We start from the raw sequence: 20,625 nt of genomic DNA, 5'->3' as shown, positions 1-20,625 counted from the left end.
AATATAATTATCCTCCATTCAATCCTAGTTCCCGGAACTTACAGCCGGTAGTTTTAAGCCTGCTTTTTTGATTTATCGATAAATCCCATACTTGTATGAATAATAATCTTATCAAGAAGTACAAAAAATGATGGAAGTACAAATATAACAACTATCATACTTACGATAGCACCTCTTGCCATAAGTGAACAAAGAGAACCAATCATATCAACACTTGAGATAAGACCAACACCGAACGTAGCCGCGAAGAATCCGAGGGCACTTACGATGATTGACGGAATTGATGTTGAAAGTGCTGTTGTAATAGCTTCTTTCTTTGTAGCTCCCGCAAATCTTTCTCTCTTATATCTTGTAGTCATCAAAATAGCGTAATCGACTGTTGCACCAAGCTGAATTGTACCAATAACAACTGATGCAATAAATGGTATCGTTGTTCCGAGGTAATATGGAAGTCCCATATTAATGAAAATTGCAAATTCAATCGCTGCTACAAGAACAACAGGAAGTGAAATTGACTTAAATACCAAAAGAATAATAACAACAATCGCACCGATTGAAACAGCACTTACCCGCTGGAAGTCTGTATCTGTAATTGTAATCAGATCCTTTGTACAAGGTGCTTCACCAATAACCATTGATGTCGAATCATATTTCTTTGCAATATCCTGAATAGTTGTAATCTGGTTATTAATTTCATCTGATGCAACCTTGTAATCTGAACCAACCATCATAATCTGATGCTTATCACTTACAAGTTCTGACTTTAAACTCTCAGGTATAAGTTCCTTAGGAATCTCGTTACCTATTGCAGAATCAAGACCAAGAGCAAATGTTACACCGTCAAGATCTTTAATCTCTGTCATCATCTTATTTGCGTCTTTTGAATTCAATTCTGAATCTGCAAGAATCATATAAATTGAATTTACATCAAAGTTCTCTTCAAGTTTTTTGTTTGCAATTGAGCAATCAAGATTTGCAGGAAGTGTATCTGACAAATCATAATATACGTTTGTATGCTGATAACCGTAAATTGCCGGTCCTAATAATGCAACGAATATAACAATAAATATCCATGCATGATTTACAATGAATCCTGCCAGCTTATCAAATCTTGCCGGAAGAATCTCTCTATGCATTGTCTTTTCAAGTGCTTTATCAAATGTAAGAATAAGTGCCGGAAGAACTGTTACACAACATATAACACCGAATACAACACCCTTAGCCATTACAACACCAAGATCCATACCAAGTGTAAAACTCATAAAGCAAAGTGCTATAAATCCGGCAACTGTTGTAATTGATGAACCTACAACAGATGTAATTGTACTTGCAATCGCATGTGCCATAGCTTCTTTATGGTCATCACCATACTCTTCTTTCATTTCCTTGTAGCTGTGCCATAAGAAAATTGAATAGTCAAGTGTTACACCTAGCTGAAGAACAGCCGCAAGTGCTTTTGTAATATATGAAACCTCACCCATAAAATAATTAGAACCGAGGTTGTAAACAATTGCGATACCGATACTTAACATGAAGAATACCGGAACAAGGAATGAATCCATGAATAATGCCAATACTATGCAGGCAAGTATAACTGCAATCAATACATAAATAGGTGTCTCTTTTTCTGAAAGAGTCTTTGTATCTGTTACGACTGCCGACATACCGCTTATAAAGCACTGACCGTCTGTAACCTTACGGATTTCCTTAATCGCATTCATAGTACCATCGCTTGATGTTGTATCATCAAAGAAAATCGCAAGCATCGTTGAATCTTTGTCACTGTTGTAAAACTGACTTCTTAACTTTTCCGGTATCATCTCAAGCGGAATATCTCCACCTACGATACTGTTATAAGAAATAAGCTTTGCAACATGGTCAACATTTTCAATCTTATCTTCAAGCTTTGTAAGCTCACGTCCATGCATACCGTCAACCACAACAATCGCATAAGCACCTTTTTGAAACTCGTCAAGCAGAATATCCTGACCCTGCATTGTATCGATTTCCTTTGGCAGATAATAAAGAATATCATAATTAACACGGGTATTTATATAACCCAGAGCCGCAGGAATCAGAAGCAGAATACTGATAACCAAAATCGGAATTCTCGCCTTGACAATTCCTCTTCCTAATTTTTCCATTGTCTTCCTCCATTCTTATTTATGACTAATGGTCATTTCTTTCTTTCGTTGCACATTATAGCACAAAATGACCATCAGTCAATATTGTTTATAAAAATTTTATGACTTTTGGTCATTTATTTGACAAAAAAATATAATTGCGTTATTATGCACAAAAGAAATTCAATTTACGAGGCGTATTAACATGGGTAAAATAGAACTTAACAAGCTGCAAAAACAGACGTCCCTTTTAAATACTGCATATGAACTTTTTACAACAAAAGGCGTAAATAAAACATCAATTGCCGAGATTTCAAAGGCTGCCGGAATTGCAAAAGGAACATTTTATCTGTATTTTAAAGATAAATATGATATAAGAAATAAACTGATTTCACACGAATCAAGCAAGCTTTTCGGAAAAGCCAAGACTGCTCTTGACGAATATCAGATTCAGACAAAAAAGGTTGATTTTATAGACCAGATTATATTTATAGTTGATTATATAATTAATGAATTATCTCAGAATCAGTCATTGCTTGCTTTTATTTCCAAGAACCTGAGCTGGGGAATATTCAAACAGGCCCTGACCAAAAATGTTGCTCCCGAAGATGTCAATTTTCAGGACGTTTTTTATAAAATGATAGATGAGAGTGATGAGAAAATAGAAAATCCAGAGATAATGATTTTCCAGATAATCGAACTTGTCAGTTCAACGGCATACAGTGCCATAATTAACAAAGAACCTGTAGACGTTGAAACTTTAAAACCTTATCTTTATCAGACAATACGAACAATAATAATAAACCATCAATCCGGTGATGAAAAATATCTCCCAAAGTTTGGTATTTGATAAATCAGCCGCCAGAGTCTCATGTAAATATGGACTCTGGCGGCTGTCTGCTGTCCGGCGGTCATCTGTTGTACACCAGCGGCTATATTCATAAAGATTTATTTTCTTAAAGATTTTAAAAGTGCAATTTCTGCCGCATAGCCGGCAGCGTCATTCGGTGTTTCAAGATAAAACGGAAGATTAATAAGTGCAGGGTGATTGATAATCGCCTCAAACGCATCTTTTCCTATAGACCCCTCACCAATCTTTTCATGTCTGTCCTTATGGCTTGCAAAAGGGTTCTTTGAATCATTGATATGAATGGCTTTAAGTCTTGAAAGACCTATCACATCATCAAATTCTTTAATGACATTATCAAGATTTCCGACTATATCGTATCCCGCATCGTAAACATGGCATGTATCAAGGCATACACCAAGATGCGAATTAAGTTCAACCTTATCTATAATTGCTCTCAATTCTTCAAATTTTCTTCCAATCTCGGAGCCCTTGCCAGCCATAGTCTCAAGAAGCACAGTAGTTGTCTGTGATTCTTTGATTGTCTCGTTAAGCATCTCTACGATATACTCTGTACCTGTCTCAACGCCCTGTTTTACATGGCTTCCCGGATGAAAATTATAAAGATTTCCCGGTACATACTCCATTCTTGCCAGATCATCCGCAAATGTACGCTTTGCAAAATCCCTGATTGACTCATCTGCCGAGCATGCATTTAATGTATATGGTGCATGTGCAAGAATAACTTCAATTCCGTTCTCATCCGCAAACTTTTTAAATGCTTCAACATCCTTTTCGTCAATATCTTTTGCTGCACCGCCTCGCGGATTTCTTGTAAAAAACTGAAAAGTATTGCCACCGAGTGCAACAATCTCTTTTCCCATATTAAGAAAACCTTTAGATGCCGATAAATGGCAGCCTATTTTAAATTTTTGTGAATTTTCATTTGACATACTCGTTATAAACCTCCCTTTTAGATATTCCTCTGTCCTTTGCCGCAGCTTTCATTGCTTCCTTTTTATCCATTCCATCGGCAATATATTTGTCAACATGCTCAACAATACTCATGCTTTCCCACTGTGCCTGCTGCTCCTTTTTTATGTCATCACGCGATTTTCCTTCAATCACAAGGACGTATTCTCCGCGTGGCTCATTATTTTCATAAAATTCCACAACCTCTCCAAATGTCGTAAGAAATACATTTTCATGGCGTTTTGTAAGTTCCTTGCATACGGAAAGTCTCCTGTTTGCCCCAAAAACTTCTGTAAGTTCAGCAAGTGTCTTTTTCAGGCGGTGAGGTGCCTCATATATAATCATGGTTCTTGTCTCATTTTCAAGCTCAGAAATAACATCTCTTCTCTCCTGCTTGTCCGACGGCAGGAATGCTTCAAAACAAAATCTTCTTGTCGGCAGCCCCGACATAGTAAGTGCTGTCACACATGCTGCCGGTCCCGGAAGTGACGTCACTGTAATTCCCGCTTCATGACACTGTTTTACAAGTTCTTCTCCGGGGTCAGATATTCCCGGTGTTCCGGCATCTGTTATAACTGCAATGTCCGCTCCTGCTCTTAATTTATCAACAAGAACTTTTGCTTTGTCATACTTATTAAATTCATGATAGCTTGTAAGAGGCGTCTTAATATCAAAATGATTACAGAGCTTCATTGAATTCCTCGTATCCTCCGCCGCAATCAAATCAACCTCTTTCAGTGTCCTGAGAACACGGAATGTTATATCTTCAAGATTGCCTATCGGTGTTGCACAAAGGTATAAAATTCCCTGTCTTCCTTTATTTTCATATTCATTCATCAGCATTATCTCCATACATTTTCAAAAGTTCCTGCGTGTAGCTTCCGTCATGGTTGTATACAATCAGCGGCGGTTCGACATCAAGCTGCGGCTTTCCGCCCTTAACAGCTTCAATCAGCACCATATTAGCAGCTTTGTCATCATACGGATGAACCATTCTTATACGTTTAGGCTCAAGTCCATGTGATGTCATTGAGTCAAAAATCTGAACAAGACGCTTTGGCCTGTGTACCATAAAAAATCTGCCATGCACCTTTAAGCTGTCTGCTGCCGCCTTGACAACATCATCAAGATTACATAGCAATTCGTGCCTTGCAATCGCCTTTGCACTTTCAGGATTCACAATCCCATGCTTTTCCGTCATATATGGCGGATTAGTCGTAACTACATCAAATAATCTGCCTTCAGTAAGACTCTTTATTTCTTTAATATTTCCCTGCACAAATACTACATCACCGCTTATATTATTAAGACTGGCATTTCTTTGTGCCAGATTAAATGCCACATCCTGAATTTCTATTCCTACATACTTTGTCTGCGGATTCTTAGCGTGCATGAGAATCGGAATAACACCATTTCCACTGCACAAATCAAGCACACTGGCATTTTTCCCCGCTGTGGCAAATGAAGATAACAACACGGCGTCCATGCCGAAGCAAAAACACGCCGTATTCTGAATTAATCTATATCCTTTGCATTGCAGGTCGTCTATACGTTCGTTTTCACTAATTACATCATTCATCTGTAATATGAGACTGACCTTCCTTTCTCTCCAGTTCTTCAAGTTCCTTGAGTTCCTTGTCATTAATCTGGACTTTATCATTTTTGCGTCTTAACTTAAACTTCAGTTCAGATACCGGATATTCGCGGATTTCCTTTTCATCACCATCAAGAGTTACAGTAACTTTAACTCTCTGGCGAAGAACATTAACACTTGTAACCTCACCTTTCAGCTTATCTGAAGTTGTAACAAAATCTCCGACAGCCGGAAGTCTGCTGTTCAAATCTTCATATGCCTCTTCTTCATTTTTGAGACAACACATAAGTCGTCCGCACACACCTGAAATCTTTGTCGGATTAAGCGAAAGATTCTGTTCTTTTGCCATCTTGATAGAAACCGGAATAAATTCAGGCATATATGTTGCACAACATAATGGTCTTCCACATGCACCGATTCCGCCGCGAATCTTTGCCTCATCCCTGACACCAATCTGTCTAAGCTCTATTCTTGTTTTGAAAACAGAAGCCAAATCCTTTACAAGCTCCCTGAAATCAATTCTTCCGTCTGCTGTAAAATAAAATAGTATTTTATTATTATCAAATGTATACTCTACCTTTATAAGTTTCATTGCAAGCTTATGCTTTGCAATCTTTTCAAGACAAATTTTAAAGGCTTCCTTTTCTTTCTCTCTGTTCTTTGCCTCTCTTGCATCATCCTCCGGTGTTGCAACACGGATAACCGCTTTCAAAGGCTGTATAACCTTCTCATATTCAACATCACGTATTCCAAGAACAACATTGCCATATTCAACGCCCCTTGCTGTCTCAACAATAACATGATCTCCTTCCGAAATATCCGTATACTTTCCCGGTGCAAAGAAATAAATCTTTCCGGCACGTCTGAAACGAACACCAATAACCTTTGTCATCTATAAATCTCCATTCTCTATATCTAATACTTCTATACCGCCTGCTTTATCGCCATAATCAAAAGCTCAATAACCAAATCAAAATTGACATTTGCTTTAAGACGAATCTTAACCTTATCTATTGAATTGAGTATATCCTGCAATCCCTCATAAGAAAAATGTGATGCCTGACTTTTAATCTGCGACAGTTCATCCTTAAAAATAACTGGATTAACATCATTGGTACTCTTAAATACCAACACATCACGATACCACATAGCCATAAGGTCAAGATAATCATCAATTGTAAGTTTATAATTGGCAATATTCTTGACTTCAGCCATAATCTCTGACACAGTCATCTCCTGTGCATAACGCACAACATGCAGAACTTCGTCTTTAAGCTTGGCAAAATCACCTGATGTAACAATCGTAACAGCACGTCCTATATTTCCTTGTGCAAAAGCTGCCGCAAACTTAGTCTCGTAGTCTGTAACATCATAATTGTCTTTGAGATACTTAACTACAAGTTCATCCGCAACCGGCTTAAAATCAAGTCTTACACATCTTGACAAAATTGTCTGTAAAAATATATCCGCATTTGTCGTAAGCATAATAACAATACCATACGCCGGCGGCTCTTCAATAGTCTTTAACAGGGCATTCTGTGCCTGTACTGTAAGTTTTTCCGCCTCATCAATAATATAAATCTTATATCTGCTGCTGTAAGGCTTTATCTGCATATCACCTATAAGCTGCTCTCTTATATCATCAACACCGATACTGCCCGGTTTTTCATGTCTTATCCAGATAATATCAGGCTGGTTTGAACTGTCTGCCTGTATGCAGGAATGACATTCATTACATGGCTCTATGCCATGCTTTTCACACTGGAGTGTCTTTGCAAATAACTTTGCAATTGTCTTTTTGCCGGCACCAAGTCCTCCATTAAAAATATATGCATGGGAAACCTTATCCAGCTCTATGCTCTTTTGCAAATGCTCTTTTATCTTATCATGTCCATAAATATCTGCAAACGTACTCATTCCTGTTCCTCTTTCTGCTGCCCTGCAATTTCCCAGATTTTTATCTAAAAATTTTTTATTTTAAAATTCTTATTTACATTGAAATATCCAGCAGCAATCCTCTTATATCATCAACCTTTCCGACAATGGCAAGGTGATCTTTCTCATCTTTCATAAGCTCCGACGCCAGATCATCAAGATTCTTGTCCACAAGCTTGACAATGCCATACACTCTGTGTCTTCCTCTTCTGTCAAGAAAATTTTCTCTTGAAAACTGGTGAGACCTCGATGTTACCTCATTCATAAAACCTTTTACAAGCTCACGGTACTTCTTCATATCCTTAATATCCATGTGCTTTGCAATCTTATTACCCTGCTCAGTTATATCCTCCATCATGCCTCTCAGCTTTTCCTGAAGGTCTTTTTCCTCAATATTGCTAATCAGTGTAAATTTAAAAGAATCATCATGTGGCTTTTCTGCCTGCTTTGTCTCAACCTGCTGTGTCTTTGCTACATCATTTACCTTGATATCCATATTATATCACATCCTTATTCATAAACCAACTCTTTTAACGCCTGCCTGATTTCATCAACACAGTCATCAAATTCTCCATTATTAGCAAATCGTCTTGTTATACCGGATTTACGGATATTTTCCTCCGAAAAATCCTTTGCATCTGCCAGAAATCTTCTGCAAAGTTCCTCGTAATGCGGATTTTCCTGCTCCATCTCGCGTTTTACAGCCCTTATGAGCCTGACTCCGTCATCCACTTCTATATATATCGGCATAATATGCTCATTTCCGTAATACTCACAGAATTTATCATATGCTTCAAGCGTTCCGATTACAATATACCGCTTTCCAGAAGCCAAATCAATCTGTCCATCATCTGCCGTAAAATATTTCCACACTCCGAATACAGTATCATAACAGCGTATCTCTATTATTTTGTTCTCATTTTCAAGCCTTTTTGCAGTATCGTCATCAACAAAATGATATTCCCTGCCTTCAGCCTCACCGCTTCTTAGCGGTCTCGTTGTATACATTGTAATCTTATTAAGCCCGAGTGCCTTATCCTCTGACAATTCACGATAAATCCTATCCTTGCCGCTGGCACTCTTTCCCATTATAAATACTATTTCATTCATAATTACTTTTCCTGTTTTTATATTTAACCTGACATTTCTATTACTTCAGCTTTGTTTTATGCATTTAATCATAATACTGTTCTTTGTTTTACACATTTAATCAACGTGCTGCCGTCTGCCGCTTTCTCAACTCCGATTGCACTGAGTCCATGTCCAAGTCCGTCTTTTATAACATCAATAACTTCCTGCGTCACAACCTCACCTGCATTTACAAGGTTAATTCCCGGCGGATAAAAACATATATTTGAAGCTGCAATATGCCCAATGCTGTCACAGATATTGACAGTTTCATTATCGCAGCTGTCAGCTTCATACATATTCAATGCCACAACAGCCTTTACCAGTGCTGGACTATAACTTCCGGAATACTCATTTTCCGGCGTGTCAAGTTGCCGCAATGCCTCAATAAACCTGTCATAATATACCTGTTTATCTCCTACGCTTGTCATCGCAATACAATAATTGACCGAAGCCATTTCCAGCTGTATTCCATAATCATTCAATAATTTATCATACAGGTTTTTTCCGTCATTTACAACCAGCACAATTTTAGAAATGTCATCGACTTCCTGCAGCTTTATATATTTAAGTTTCTTTATTTCTTTTCTTAAATTTGTAAGTCTAAAAACATATTCGTCCATATAACCTGACGACACCGAATCGCACATATTATCTTCAAGAAACGTAAGACACCTTGAAATTCCCGCCATCAATATATATGACGGGCTTGTTGACTGATAAATATTCCAATATTTCTTCACCCTGTCTTTATCTATAAGATTTCCGTTAAGATGAAGAAGTGCCGTCTGCGTAAATGACGGCAGTGTCTTGTGAATACTCTGAATAACTGCATCTGCACCACATTTTACCGCACTTTCGGGAAACTTATCGTGAAAATTAAAATGTGCTCCATGTGCTTCATCGACAATCAGAACCGCCCCGAACCTGTGAGTCTCCTCGGCAATTCCTTTAATGTCGCTTACAACCCCCTCATATGTCGGAGAAGTAATAATAACCTCACAAGCCTCCGGATGTTCTTCAAGTGCTGCACGAACCGATTCCCTCGTTATTCCTGTGCATATACCAATTTCGTCAATTTCAGGATATATGTATACAGGATTCAATTCATTTAAAAACAATGCATTATTAACCGAACAATGAACATTTCTGGCAACAATAACAGTATCACCCTTTTTTGATGCACCACATATTGCTGCCATATTTCCTGCACTGCTTCCGTTCACTAGAAAAAGCGTCTCGTCAGCCCCGAACAGCTTCGCCGCTCTTTTAAAATCTTCTTTTATTATTCCGTCAGCATTATGCAGATTGTCAAACCCGTCAATCTCGGTAATATCAATTCCATACGGATTGCTCATACTGAAAATATCAGTATTTCTCTTATGCCCAGGCATATGAAGCGGGACATTATCCCCCGCCGCCAGCTCACTCAGGCGGTCATATAAATCTTTATTTTCCATATACAGCACCTTACTAAAAATGGAAGCATTTTCTGCTTCCATCTTCTTAATTACAATCTATCACTACAAATTTACATTCTCTGCAAGCCCACGCTCTTGTTCTGTCATTTGTAACCCCATTGCCAACACGTATATTTATGGCACCATGTTTTAATGCATCTCTTTTTGTAAAAAAATTACATAATTTATTATCAAAATATTTTTTCTCTGCCCAAATTAACATTCCTTTTTCGCTTGATCCAAGATAACCTGTTTCCATTTCTTTTTGACATTTTGGACACCTCATAATAATCTCCATTCCGCAGACGCTTTTGCATCAAAAACTATTTTCATGCTAATTTCTCATATTATCTTACTCAACAACTTTAAGCTTAACCGTCTTTTCAGCCACGCTTCCGATTGCATCTGTTACTTTATACTTAATGTCATATTCTCCGACCTGGTCGAATGTATAATGACCTATCGTAATAATTTTGCTTGTAATATCATTTCCGCAGGTATCTGTTGCATGAACATTGGCTTTAAGATTGGCTTTCTCTCCGACCTTTACCGTAATATCAGCTGCACCTGTTATAGCTGCACTGTTTTTAAGCCACGGATTTGCAGGGTCTGTATCAGTTGGATCCCATCCCGCATTAGGACTGTTTACAGGAATCTTAATACTTTCAGGTTTTCCAAGTGGTCCCGGATTGGCAGCATCATCATAGATTGTAACTTTTGTTCCAGCAGGACAATTATCATAAATCCACTTGACATCGCGGACTGCCATTCTGATACAGCCAAGCGACGCAACTGAACCCAGCTTATTATACTCTTCTGTCTCAAGTGCTGAACCCGTAGCTGAAAAATATGGTACTGAATGAAACAGATATGGACCACTTATTCTTACAACATAATGTCCATATGTGCTGTCAACCATAAGTCCCCATTCGTATTTATCAGAAGTTGTAAAATTTTCTCCTGTTATTGTCTCGTTGCCTTCGCGTCCACAAGATGCTGCAAATGCCTTAACCGCAACCGTATACTCACCTTTTCCGTCAATTCCATAAACAGTTACACAGTTTGCTGCTCTGTTGACCTTAATAAAATATGGAAAAGCCGCATCTGCAGGTGGTGTATAACTTACAACTTTTGAAGCAGGCTCTTTATCATCAATCCATACCACCTCTCTTGCCGCCGTTGTCTCCTCCGTTTCGGTTACAGTCTGTACTTTTTTATCATCATTATTTTTATTCTTAAAAATTCCATATCCAAAAAGCTTCATTGAACCAATAATCCCAAGCACAATAACCACTACAGCAATAACTGCCCACATTATAACCAGCGGAATATTTCTGCGAAACCAACTTTTCCTTCTTCTCAAATATTTATAATTAATATTTCCTTTATTCATAAATAATCATACCTCGTACATAATAAATCATATATTTTCTGACGTTTGTCTTTGCATATACCATTTTCTATTATAGTATACGTAATGTCTTATTGAAATAGTTTTTTTAATTTATTTTGTAAAGTATTATTTTTTTCTGTCCTTTCTTCTCGTTTTGATATACTCCCTGAAAATACCAAACACAATACACACTGCCAAAGCAACAATAACAACCATAATAATAACTTCTGCCGTTTTAGCATTATTTCCAAGATTATGCCATGAACCATCTTGTGAAAACATGTTAAACAATTCACAACTGTCAACCAGAGCCGAGAAAATTCCAAACAATGTAAAAATTCCCATTATAAACTGTATTTTATCACTGCTCTCTTTTTCCTCTTCTTCCCGCATTTCCCGCTGCAAACCATCCATAGCATTAAGCCCGGCTGTTACACTGTCAACATCTTCATCTATCCTCAGTCTCTTTTTGATGTAAATATAAAATTCACTCTGATGATGTATATGGCTTACCGACGTTGCCATACTCTTTGTAAGAAACAGATTAATCTCATTGTATAATAAATTGACATTTGTATCTGATTCTGATAAATGCATTTTGACAGCAGATATACCTGATTGTATTTTTTCCGCATAAAGCAACAATGAAAATGACTGATATAATGCTTTCATATACAGCGTAAAATAATCACTTCCAGCTTTTTTTAATAACTGTTCCTTAAATGTTTTCCTGTTATCCTCCGACGGCCATGCCAGATAAGAAACTCCCTCCTGTGTTGCATACCATATTACATCATCAAATGGATGTCTCATTTCATCAATAACATCACTTCCGTAATGATACGAATCATTATATCCGTTTGTCAGATGATATGATAATGAAATCCTGTCCTCCCTCAAATCTTTAAAATTATCTTTTTCAAAAGAGGCATATGTAAAAAGAATTGCTTTATCGGCAACTTTGATATCAGACACTACATCTGCATCCGGCTTATCCTCCCCAGAAATAATCCTGTATTGCAATTTTTCTGCATATTTACTTCCATTTTTTAATAAACTTTTATATGCACTTTTTCTTTCTGCCATATAATGTATATCAAGAAAATCCACCATATCATTAACCCATTTTCCAAATGAAAATGGAGAAATAACAGTTTTATGGTTATTTACTTCTTTTAAAATTAATCCGAATTGTGCATTTTCATCTGTTTCTTCCCAGATTGAAGCAGTTTTTCCATGATTCAGTTCTCTTATATAATTTTGAAATACTTTTAATTCATCAGAATTTATTCTTATATCTTTTTGGTGAAATCCTATCTCATACCATAACATTCCAAGACCATTTCTAAAAAGCATAATTCCGGCATTTGATATTTTAACTTTCCATGATTCCGGTAATTTACCATCATCCTGTTTATTCATATCCGGAAAATAAATTAAATCCTTTATGCTCTGACCATCTTTTTCAGCCGATTCCCTGCTTCTCCAAAACAGCCACTCACAGCCTGATTTCTGTTCTTTGGCTTCATTTTCATTATCCGCAAATCTGAATTCATCACGGATATATTCATATAAATCACTTTCCGGGGCAGCCTGCGTAACACATCTTCTTACCCAGAGCTTCTGGTCGCCTGATGGTATTTTCTTTCCTGTCTGCTTGTCTTTTTTAAATTTTTGTTGTTTCTGATTTTCTATTTTTTTACATGCATCCTCAAATAATTCATTGAATTTAAACGGCACGACATATCTTAAACATAATGCATCCAAATAATAAAAATTATTCATATTTTCCCATCCTAACGGTACATAAAAGTAAAATATTCTGTAAGCTCACCATATCTGACATTTCCGTCATCCGAAAATTTACGGTTCTTCAATATGTCAAATTTATCACATAAAAATTCTGCAAGTTTTTCTGTTACGGAATCTCTTAAAATAAAATTCTTTTCATATTGTGCTGCTTCAGCCTTTCCAAACTGTTCTATTGCACTAATCAGTGTGCCTTTTCTTGTCAGGCAATCACTTTTTAATAATGCAAATCTGTGTACTGCCTTATCATCATTTCTTTTTACAGCCATAATTTCCAGATATTTATAGGTGATTTCCCACGGATGACCACTTGGCCTGCTGCCTGTTTTCATATAAATTATCTTATCTATATTGCACAGCCTGCCCCAGAAAACATCATCTATTTCATCCTGATGAAAATAAAATATTCCCCTGATAAGAACATATATTGCATATTCAACAGAAAATAATGAATGTGCGGATTCCTCCATATCTGTTATATAACCAAACATCTGCCAATAAGTATTTTTCCCATCAAGATAGTCTGTAATTTCCCTGTCAAATTCAGGCTGCATATTCATGTCAGCATAATAATGCAACAAATATGACTGTGTTATCTTATAATTAGCCGTACCTTTTTCAAATATACTTAATGCTTTTCTGAAATATTTCTCAGCCTCGTTACTCCTTTTTAATGCATATAAACCTGCAAGCTGGCTTATCATTTTTGCCTCATCAAGAAAATCTGCATCATTCTCCTCATTCCAGATTTTTCTCTTTATATCCGATACAGCCTTATAATTGTCAATATTTTCCTTACAGATATTCAATGCCTTATCCCATTCAAACGCATCTGTCAGGCATCCTGCCAGCTTATTATTAGTTGCAAACATTGCATCTGTTCCAACATAATAAGCATATTTTTTACATTTTTTATAATATTCAAGTGCCGTGGCAGGAGCTCCTATATAACTAAAAACAGAAACTCCTGTATTATATAATTTAAATAAGGCTGTTGCCATCATCTCTTTACTTTTATACTTCAATGAAACTTTATCAGCCATAGATTCAAATTGTTCCATTAGATACAGTGATTTTTCCTGATTCAGATTATTTACCATAAGCAGTTCTTCAAGATTATTAACCCCGATTGTAAAATCCTCCGGTGAAATATTATCTTTTATCGCATCTTCTATATATGGAAACCACGTTTTTTTATAATACTCAGCGAACTTTCCCTCTTTTGTCATTGCATCATATGTTACAGACAATGCTTCATAATAATGCTTATTCTCATAACAGTTCCATGACTTTGAAAAATAATTATCTATCTCATCATATCCAAATACCATATTTTCATTTTGAGGATTAAGCTGCTTAACCCTGTCAACAATATCTTCCAGCCAGTCATCGGCACATGTATTATACCTGTACAGCCTGTACCCGAGAACTGAACATATACTGTCAGACAAATACAGAAATTCCATATTTTCTCTGTTTGCATTATACTTTATTGAACTTACATTAAGTTTATCAATCTTAACATTAATTTTGTCACTGCTAACCATCTCCTGTGCTATCAGAGTCCTATAAATATCAGGAGTCATTATCTTGTAATATCCATAATCAGAATTCTGATTGTAAATATTATCACTGTAAGCCTGTTCTTCAAACTGCTGGCGTAACTCCGGATCCATAAATCTTGTACTGCCAGTTGCTCTTGTCGCAATATCTATATTAATTGACGAAGCATGTCCGTCCGGATATAACGGATTATGAAAAATCAATCTGTTTACAACAGTACTTGCCATATGAAAATATCTGTTCGCTGCCCATTCATCATTGGCAAGCATGCCTGCATTTTCAGACAACAGTTTTTTCTTTCCGTCCGCACTTTTTATTATTGCAAATAAATGGTACATTCCTTTTCGTTTCGGAAGTTCCTTATCATCTTCACCCTTTAATGGATTTTGGTTGTAAGTTCCGTATTCTATGAATTCAGAAAGTGTCTCAGATATCTTTAATTTTACCGGCTTAATCACATTTCTGTCGCGGTCTCTGTTTCCATTTGAATGAAGGTCGCGTGGATACATCAGTTCACTTCCTGTATACTCACCGCTTTCCACCAAAGTATTTTCAACATCACTTATAGCCTTTTTATAATAAGATTTTATTCTTGCACGTTCTGCTAATACCTCATCGTCTTTATCCAAATCATCAAAAATCAGTCCGGCTATAAACAGCGGTTTATTTTCATTTTTTTCAAACTCACCATACTCATCCAACGAAATAGTTACCATGTCTCATCCTCACATAATCATTTATCACTATACATTATACTACATTTTATTATTATTGCGAATATCAAAACTTCTTTTTTACAAAAAAACTGTTACCGGATACTCATATGTACCTGATAACAGTTTTTTGTTTTGACAATATTCAAAACTGTCTCCAGCAGAATATTATCAGGAAATACAATTAAAAGGAGGATCTCAAATTTTATTGCCCTCTATATCGGACTGTCTCCATAGCAACATCTGCTGCTTCTAATATCAAAGTATCACTTTTAATCATACAAATCAATATCATTATCAAGTATGGTCATATAATTTACATGTATAATCTGCCTGTAATATTTTTACTTATCTGCTGAAATATAACAGATTATGCAACTGCTCCAAAAACACCTGATTTCTTATTTCTATCTCTACCTGTTTCACAATATCTTCATTAACTATTTTATATACATATTTATCAGATTTCAGATTCTTTATATTTATTATATTAATATCCATGTCATCTTTTATGCTTTGATTTTTATTGTTATAAGAAAATACCAAATCAGCAATAACACCATATCTCATTAGAATATTCTTAAATACAAGTGATATGCTTTTCTTTAATTTCGTGTCATAGACAAAAAAACTTTTGTATATATTACTTACAATGCTCATTATATTCATTGCCTGATTAGACATATATCTCATATGTGCAATATCATTTCTAAATCCGATAATATTCTCATGCTGGTTTATATCCTCAAATAATTCAAGTCCACATTCATATACATCCGTTCCGTTGCAATATTTCTTTAAAAATACCGGTATAGACTTTCCCGGACCTCCCTGTCCAATTCTTTTTGCATTGCCGGAATTATCAGTTTCAAATATTCTTAATTCATAATCATACATTGCAACAATCTGATATAATAATGCTCCTTCTTCAATATCAATAACATTATCACTTAATTTATGATACTTTTCATCCAAAACATTATCTGAATAAAATAATCTTATATAATGTATTCCTAACTGAAAATACATAAGGTCTCTTTCTCTCAGATATGCCCATTCTACAAACTGTGCCATAAAATCGTTTACCATATCTGCATATGTCGATAATTCAGTTAATTCAATACGATTTTTCAACTGCTGAAATTCACATAAGCTTCTCTGTTCACCCTCATTCTGACACACACCACTCTTAAAAACATCTTTTAAATCATTCTGTTTTTCATAATAATTAATTATGTCATTTTTAGTTACTTTTTTATAAATATTTGAGAATACTTCCGCATTACTATACATTTGGGCATATATCACATTTCGATTAATAATTACATTATCCCCTCCATAATATATCCCTATTATTTGTGAACCGTTATTTATTTTTTCACGACAGAAATCCTTTAATTCTGTAAGTACGTCTTCAGATTTATCATTAATAAAACCAACATATTTTGATAAAAAACTTACATATTCATCTTCACTATTAAAATAATCATTAATATTATTGCTGATTTTTCCAATATACTGTGCTGAAAACTCTAATGTTCTCACTATATCATCATAATATTGTATTCTCTTTACCATACCTGATTCTGTCAGATTTTTTACACTTTCTGCCCTTTTATCTATATTAGTTGCAAACTGAATATAATTTTTTATATTACCTATAAGATGATTCAACTGTTTTGGCATAAGAAAATGTGCAATCACATACCAGTCCAGCAGGGAATTATTTTTATCTATCTTTTCTTTTAAATCTTTATATATTTCTACCCCTTTTATCTGAGATTCAAAACTTTCCATTGTAACATCGCTTTTTATACATATATTATTTCTTAGAAATTCCAGTTCATGTGTCTGTTTTAAGTACTCAATAAAAAGTTTTTTTAATACTTTGTGTAATAACAATGGAAAATGCTTATAATTTTCATCTTTTCCTTTGTTTTTCTTCTTCTGCTCCATTGATTCTATATTCTTTTTTTCCTGATTCTGCATATTATAATCCGTCATTAAAATCTTACATATATCAGCAAATGACACATTATCACCATCAACCGAATAAATACGGTCTGCAAAATTTTTCAAAGCACTTTCCTCATTTGAAAGCATGCAATACAATGCTTTATATTCTTTTTTATCAATCGTCTTTAGTTTATTATATAACTCAGACTTCATTGTCTTAATTTTATCTTTGAACTTTTCTTTTAATTCAGGCTGAATTATAAATGCATTATAATATATTTCTTTTAACATGAAATATAATGAATTTCTATACTTCTCTTTCAACTCAGGATTTACAATGTTTTCATCAAAATCATCTTTAAAAATTTCATTTATTACATCCTGCATTGCTTTTCTCTTCAAAATGCGGCTAAAAGATGGTATCTGTACTTGTCTTATTACTCTTTTTTCTTTATATAAAAACGCAATAAGTTTATTGATATCCTCTAAACTATAAAACATCCACACATTATTACTGTAATATTTATCAGCATATATTATATTTATATCAGCTAAATCTTTTTCAAAAAGTATTTTTACATTGCTGCCGTCTGCGGCTGACTCGTTTTTTATTTTAGTCGTATAATGAACACTACTGTTTCTTATCCCGGCAAGGTGTTTCTTTATATCAATACATAAATCACTTACATCCAATTTGCCAAAATCTGATACTTTATTGTTCTCCGGCAATTTACTGTTTTCTGTACCCCAGCGGCTGTATCCGCCCCAATACTGCAAAATATTTTTCTCTGCATTATCTCTTATTACTTCAGAATTTCTAAATTCCTTATCGCTGTATTGCAATACATCACTGTTATTATCTTTTTTCGTTCTGTAATCCGACTTTATAACTGATTTTGCAAAAATATCTGCCGCAAAAGTAACATAAGCTGCAATATTTCTATCCAGTTCTTCTTCTGCCTTTATTCTTTCGTAATCAAATGATGTAATACCTTTTTCATATTTTTCTGAAACAATACCAAATCTTAAATCTGTTACTGCTTCATTTTTATTAAGCATATCTAACTTGTCTTTCATTGTGAAATGGTACACACCTTTTCCCAAATCAATATATTTAGCAGCTAAATATGACAAAAAATCTTTCCATAAATAATCGCAAATATATGCACATCCTAATCTTTCTTCTGATATTTTAGATTTTTTTGAAAATAATGTCTCTATAACACCTTCAAAATGCTGAAACCAGAATATACTTTCATCATCGCATAGCTTTGATGATGCATTTCTGTAATGTTCAATATTTGCCTCTCTGATTTTTAGTTCCAAATTCTGCTTTCTTTTATCAGTGCAACTATTTATATCAAAAAACATTTTATTATCTGAAATATTATATTTACTCCAGCTCACCTTACTCAATCCAGAATCTTCTTTAATATTCTCATATTCTTCTATCCCAGCAACATATAGTATTATTTTCTTTCTGATATCATACATCAGTTCTCTTTGTCTTGATGAATCTGCATATTTAATAAGATATTCCCATAACGGCTTTTTCTTTGTGTCTGCAATTGACAATTTCAATAATTTGTTACCATCAATATCTTCAACTTTAACCTTAGTATTCTGGTTTGAAATGGACTTTACCAATAAATCTGTATTCTTAGTTCTTTTGTCTTCTTTCATATAAGAAAATAATATATACATCTCATATTTTTCTTTTTCATCCGGCTCTCTCTGACCCTCAAGACAATAGAATCTCATCGACTTTTTTACTAATTCCGGTAAATTATATGTTTTTATCTCTCCTGATTTTGTTTTATAACTTACATCTTTTCTTAAACTTTTTCTCAGAGAACAATTAACCAGAGCTGAAATAACAATATTCTGCTCATTTTGTGGAATTACAATTTTTTCATATATGAATTTTTTTGATTTACTTTTTGTCTGTTTATCATAATATTTATTCTTATTATAAACATTATCTCTATCTGTTCTGTAATTAACCGCATCATTTGTTTTCGGATTCTGAATATCCGGAATAAACTGCATCGCTTTATAATTAAATGATTTATTATTCACATATTGTTTTACAAAATTGATATAACATCTCTTTAAATTATTAGCATACCTCTGCAAATTCTTATCTATTATTACTTTCTGATTATTAAATGGCGTATACAGCCTGCTCTTTTTATCTAATGCCTCATTAACTACTTTTCCTGTTTCAGCTATTACATCATTATAATTACCATTTTTATCTTTTTTTACTGGTGCTTCATACAAAATTCCCCCTAGCTCTGATTTGTCACCATTTAAAGCAACCGCCATTCTTCGATGATTTACTTTCGATATCTTCATAATAGTAATATTCTTCTCCCTTTTCATCCGTACCAATATTTTGTATTCTTTTTTATAGAATACTTTTTATTTTATAAATTGTCAATGATTATTTAACACATTTGTGTGAAAATATAATTTAACTTATTACAATAACAAAAAAGAACCCAATCTTTCAAAAAGATTGAGTTCCCTAACAAAAGTGCCTAGAGCCGGAATCGAACCAGCGACACGAGGATTTTCAGTCCTCTGCTCTACCGACTGAGCTATCTAGGCGTAGTAGCGGGGACAGGATTTGAACCTGTGACCTTCGGGTTATGAGCCCGACGAGCTTCCGAACTGCTCTACCCCGCGTTATTTAATTGATACACAACATTATATGTTACACAAAATCAGTTTATTCTTAAAAAGTAAAACTGAATGGGCGGAGAAGGATTCGAACCTTCGAAGGCATAGCCAGCAGATTTACAGTCTGTCCCCTTTGGCCACTCGGGAATCCGCCCTAATATTATTGAGATAAAATATCGTCAATAAAAAGCCGACAGTCGGAGTCGAACCAACAACCTGCTGATTACAAATCAGCTGCTCTGCCATTGAGCCATGTCGGCATATGATGGGACCTACAGGGCTCGAACCTGTGACCCTCTGCTTGTAAGGCAGATGCTCTCCCAGCTGAGCTAAGATCCCATAATATACAAAAATACAATATTAAATTGTAAAGCGACCCGGATGGGGTTCGAACCCACGACCTCCGCCGTGACAGGGCGGCGCTCTAACCAGCTGAGCCACCAGGCC

Annotated in this window: 15 protein-coding genes and 6 tRNA genes; 1 reads left to right on the top strand and 20 read right to left on the bottom strand. The window is 35.1% G+C overall.

The features are described from left to right. Positions 1-53 precede the first annotated feature (53 nt). Positions 54-2,144, bottom strand: coding sequence for an efflux RND transporter permease subunit (locus tag WMO38_RS13030; protein ID WP_349162995.1), 2,091 nt, complete (start codon positions 2,142-2,144; stop codon positions 54-56). A 184-nt stretch (positions 2,145-2,328) separates the two neighbouring features. On the opposite strand from WMO38_RS13030, the gene WMO38_RS13025 reads away from it, so the two are divergent. Beyond that, on the top strand, positions 2,329-2,973 hold the full coding sequence (locus WMO38_RS13025; RefSeq protein ID WP_349162994.1) for a TetR/AcrR family transcriptional regulator: 645 nt from the start codon (positions 2,329-2,331) through the stop codon (positions 2,971-2,973). Positions 2,974-3,071: 98 nt separating this feature from the next. Here WMO38_RS13025 and WMO38_RS13020 read toward each other — a convergent pair whose 3' ends face one another. The 19 genes from WMO38_RS13020 to WMO38_RS12930 all read right to left on the bottom strand — a co-directional run bounded on the left by WMO38_RS13020 (position 3,072) and on the right by WMO38_RS12930 (position 20,625). Then, entirely contained in the window at positions 3,072-3,923 is an 852-nt protein-coding gene (locus WMO38_RS13020) for a deoxyribonuclease IV (protein WP_021866826.1), read from the bottom strand. After that, entirely contained in the window at positions 3,913-4,779 is an 867-nt protein-coding gene (rsmI, locus tag WMO38_RS13015; RefSeq protein WP_349162993.1) for a 16S rRNA (cytidine(1402)-2'-O)-methyltransferase, read from the bottom strand. The genes WMO38_RS13020 and rsmI overlap by 11 nt, the downstream gene beginning before the upstream one ends. Next, positions 4,772-5,521, bottom strand: a complete 750-nt coding sequence (locus tag WMO38_RS13010) for a tRNA1(Val) (adenine(37)-N6)-methyltransferase (protein WP_186837536.1) — start codon at positions 5,519-5,521, stop codon at positions 4,772-4,774. Before WMO38_RS13010 ends, rsmI begins: the two co-directional genes overlap by 8 nt. Next, positions 5,514-6,428: a PSP1 domain-containing protein gene (locus WMO38_RS13005; RefSeq protein ID WP_021866823.1), complete on the bottom strand. Its 915-nt coding sequence runs from the start codon at positions 6,426-6,428 to the stop codon at positions 5,514-5,516. The genes WMO38_RS13010 and WMO38_RS13005 overlap by 8 nt, the downstream gene beginning before the upstream one ends. A 32-nt stretch (positions 6,429-6,460) precedes the next feature. After that, positions 6,461-7,453, bottom strand: coding sequence for a DNA polymerase III subunit (locus WMO38_RS13000; protein ID WP_021866822.1), 993 nt, complete (start codon positions 7,451-7,453; stop codon positions 6,461-6,463). A gap of 73 nt (positions 7,454-7,526) precedes the next feature. Continuing rightward, complete coding sequence (locus tag WMO38_RS12995; protein ID WP_021866821.1) at positions 7,527-7,967, bottom strand: YaaR family protein; 441 nt, start codon at positions 7,965-7,967, stop codon at positions 7,527-7,529. Between the two features lie 14 nt (positions 7,968-7,981). Beyond that, the gene (locus WMO38_RS12990) at positions 7,982-8,581 is read right to left on the bottom strand and encodes a nucleoside/nucleotide kinase family protein (RefSeq protein ID WP_349162992.1); all 600 of its coding nucleotides are present in this window, start codon (positions 8,579-8,581) and stop codon (positions 7,982-7,984) included. 68 nt (positions 8,582-8,649) lie between these two features. After that, the gene (locus WMO38_RS12985; RefSeq protein WP_349162991.1) at positions 8,650-10,059 is read right to left on the bottom strand and encodes an aminotransferase class I/II-fold pyridoxal phosphate-dependent enzyme; all 1,410 of its coding nucleotides are present in this window, start codon (positions 10,057-10,059) and stop codon (positions 8,650-8,652) included. Between the two features lie 46 nt (positions 10,060-10,105). Continuing rightward, entirely contained in the window at positions 10,106-10,345 is a 240-nt protein-coding gene (locus tag WMO38_RS12980; RefSeq protein ID WP_349162990.1) for a PF20097 family protein, read from the bottom strand. Between the two features lie 66 nt (positions 10,346-10,411). Next, positions 10,412-11,452 (bottom strand): L,D-transpeptidase family protein, encoded by a 1,041-nt coding sequence (locus WMO38_RS12975; protein ID WP_349162989.1) that lies wholly within the window; start codon positions 11,450-11,452, stop codon positions 10,412-10,414. A gap of 126 nt (positions 11,453-11,578) precedes the next feature. Further along, positions 11,579-13,237, bottom strand: coding sequence for a hypothetical protein (locus WMO38_RS12970; RefSeq protein ID WP_349162988.1), 1,659 nt, complete (start codon positions 13,235-13,237; stop codon positions 11,579-11,581). Between the two features lie 11 nt (positions 13,238-13,248). Next, positions 13,249-15,540 carry a tetratricopeptide repeat protein gene (locus WMO38_RS12965; RefSeq protein WP_349162987.1) on the bottom strand — a complete coding sequence of 764 codons (2,292 nt, stop codon included), beginning with the start codon at positions 15,538-15,540 and terminating at the stop codon, positions 13,249-13,251. A 345-nt stretch (positions 15,541-15,885) separates the two neighbouring features. Next, on the bottom strand, positions 15,886-19,851 hold the full coding sequence (gene cas13a / locus WMO38_RS12960; RefSeq protein ID WP_349162986.1) for a type VI-A CRISPR-associated RNA-guided ribonuclease Cas13a: 3,966 nt from the start codon (positions 19,849-19,851) through the stop codon (positions 15,886-15,888). A gap of 182 nt (positions 19,852-20,033) precedes the next feature. Continuing rightward, positions 20,034-20,106 (bottom strand) — tRNA-Phe (locus tag WMO38_RS12955). A gap of 4 nt (positions 20,107-20,110) precedes the next feature. After that, a tRNA-Met gene (locus WMO38_RS12950) sits at positions 20,111-20,184 on the bottom strand. A 67-nt stretch (positions 20,185-20,251) separates the two neighbouring features. Continuing rightward, positions 20,252-20,333 (bottom strand) — tRNA-Tyr (locus tag WMO38_RS12945). A 33-nt stretch (positions 20,334-20,366) separates the two neighbouring features. Further along, positions 20,367-20,438 (bottom strand) — tRNA-Thr (locus tag WMO38_RS12940). Between the two features lie 6 nt (positions 20,439-20,444). Then, positions 20,445-20,517: transfer RNA gene (locus WMO38_RS12935), tRNA-Val, on the bottom strand. 34 nt (positions 20,518-20,551) lie between these two features. Next, positions 20,552-20,625, bottom strand: a tRNA-Asp gene (locus WMO38_RS12930).

Source organism: Lachnospira hominis (ex Hitch et al. 2025) (assembly GCF_040096395.1).
GTDB classification, from domain to species: Bacteria; Bacillota; Clostridia; order Lachnospirales; family Lachnospiraceae; genus Lachnospira; species Lachnospira hominis.
The sequence above is the reverse complement of the archived record's forward strand: the minus strand, read 5'-3'. Positions and strand labels throughout refer to the sequence as shown.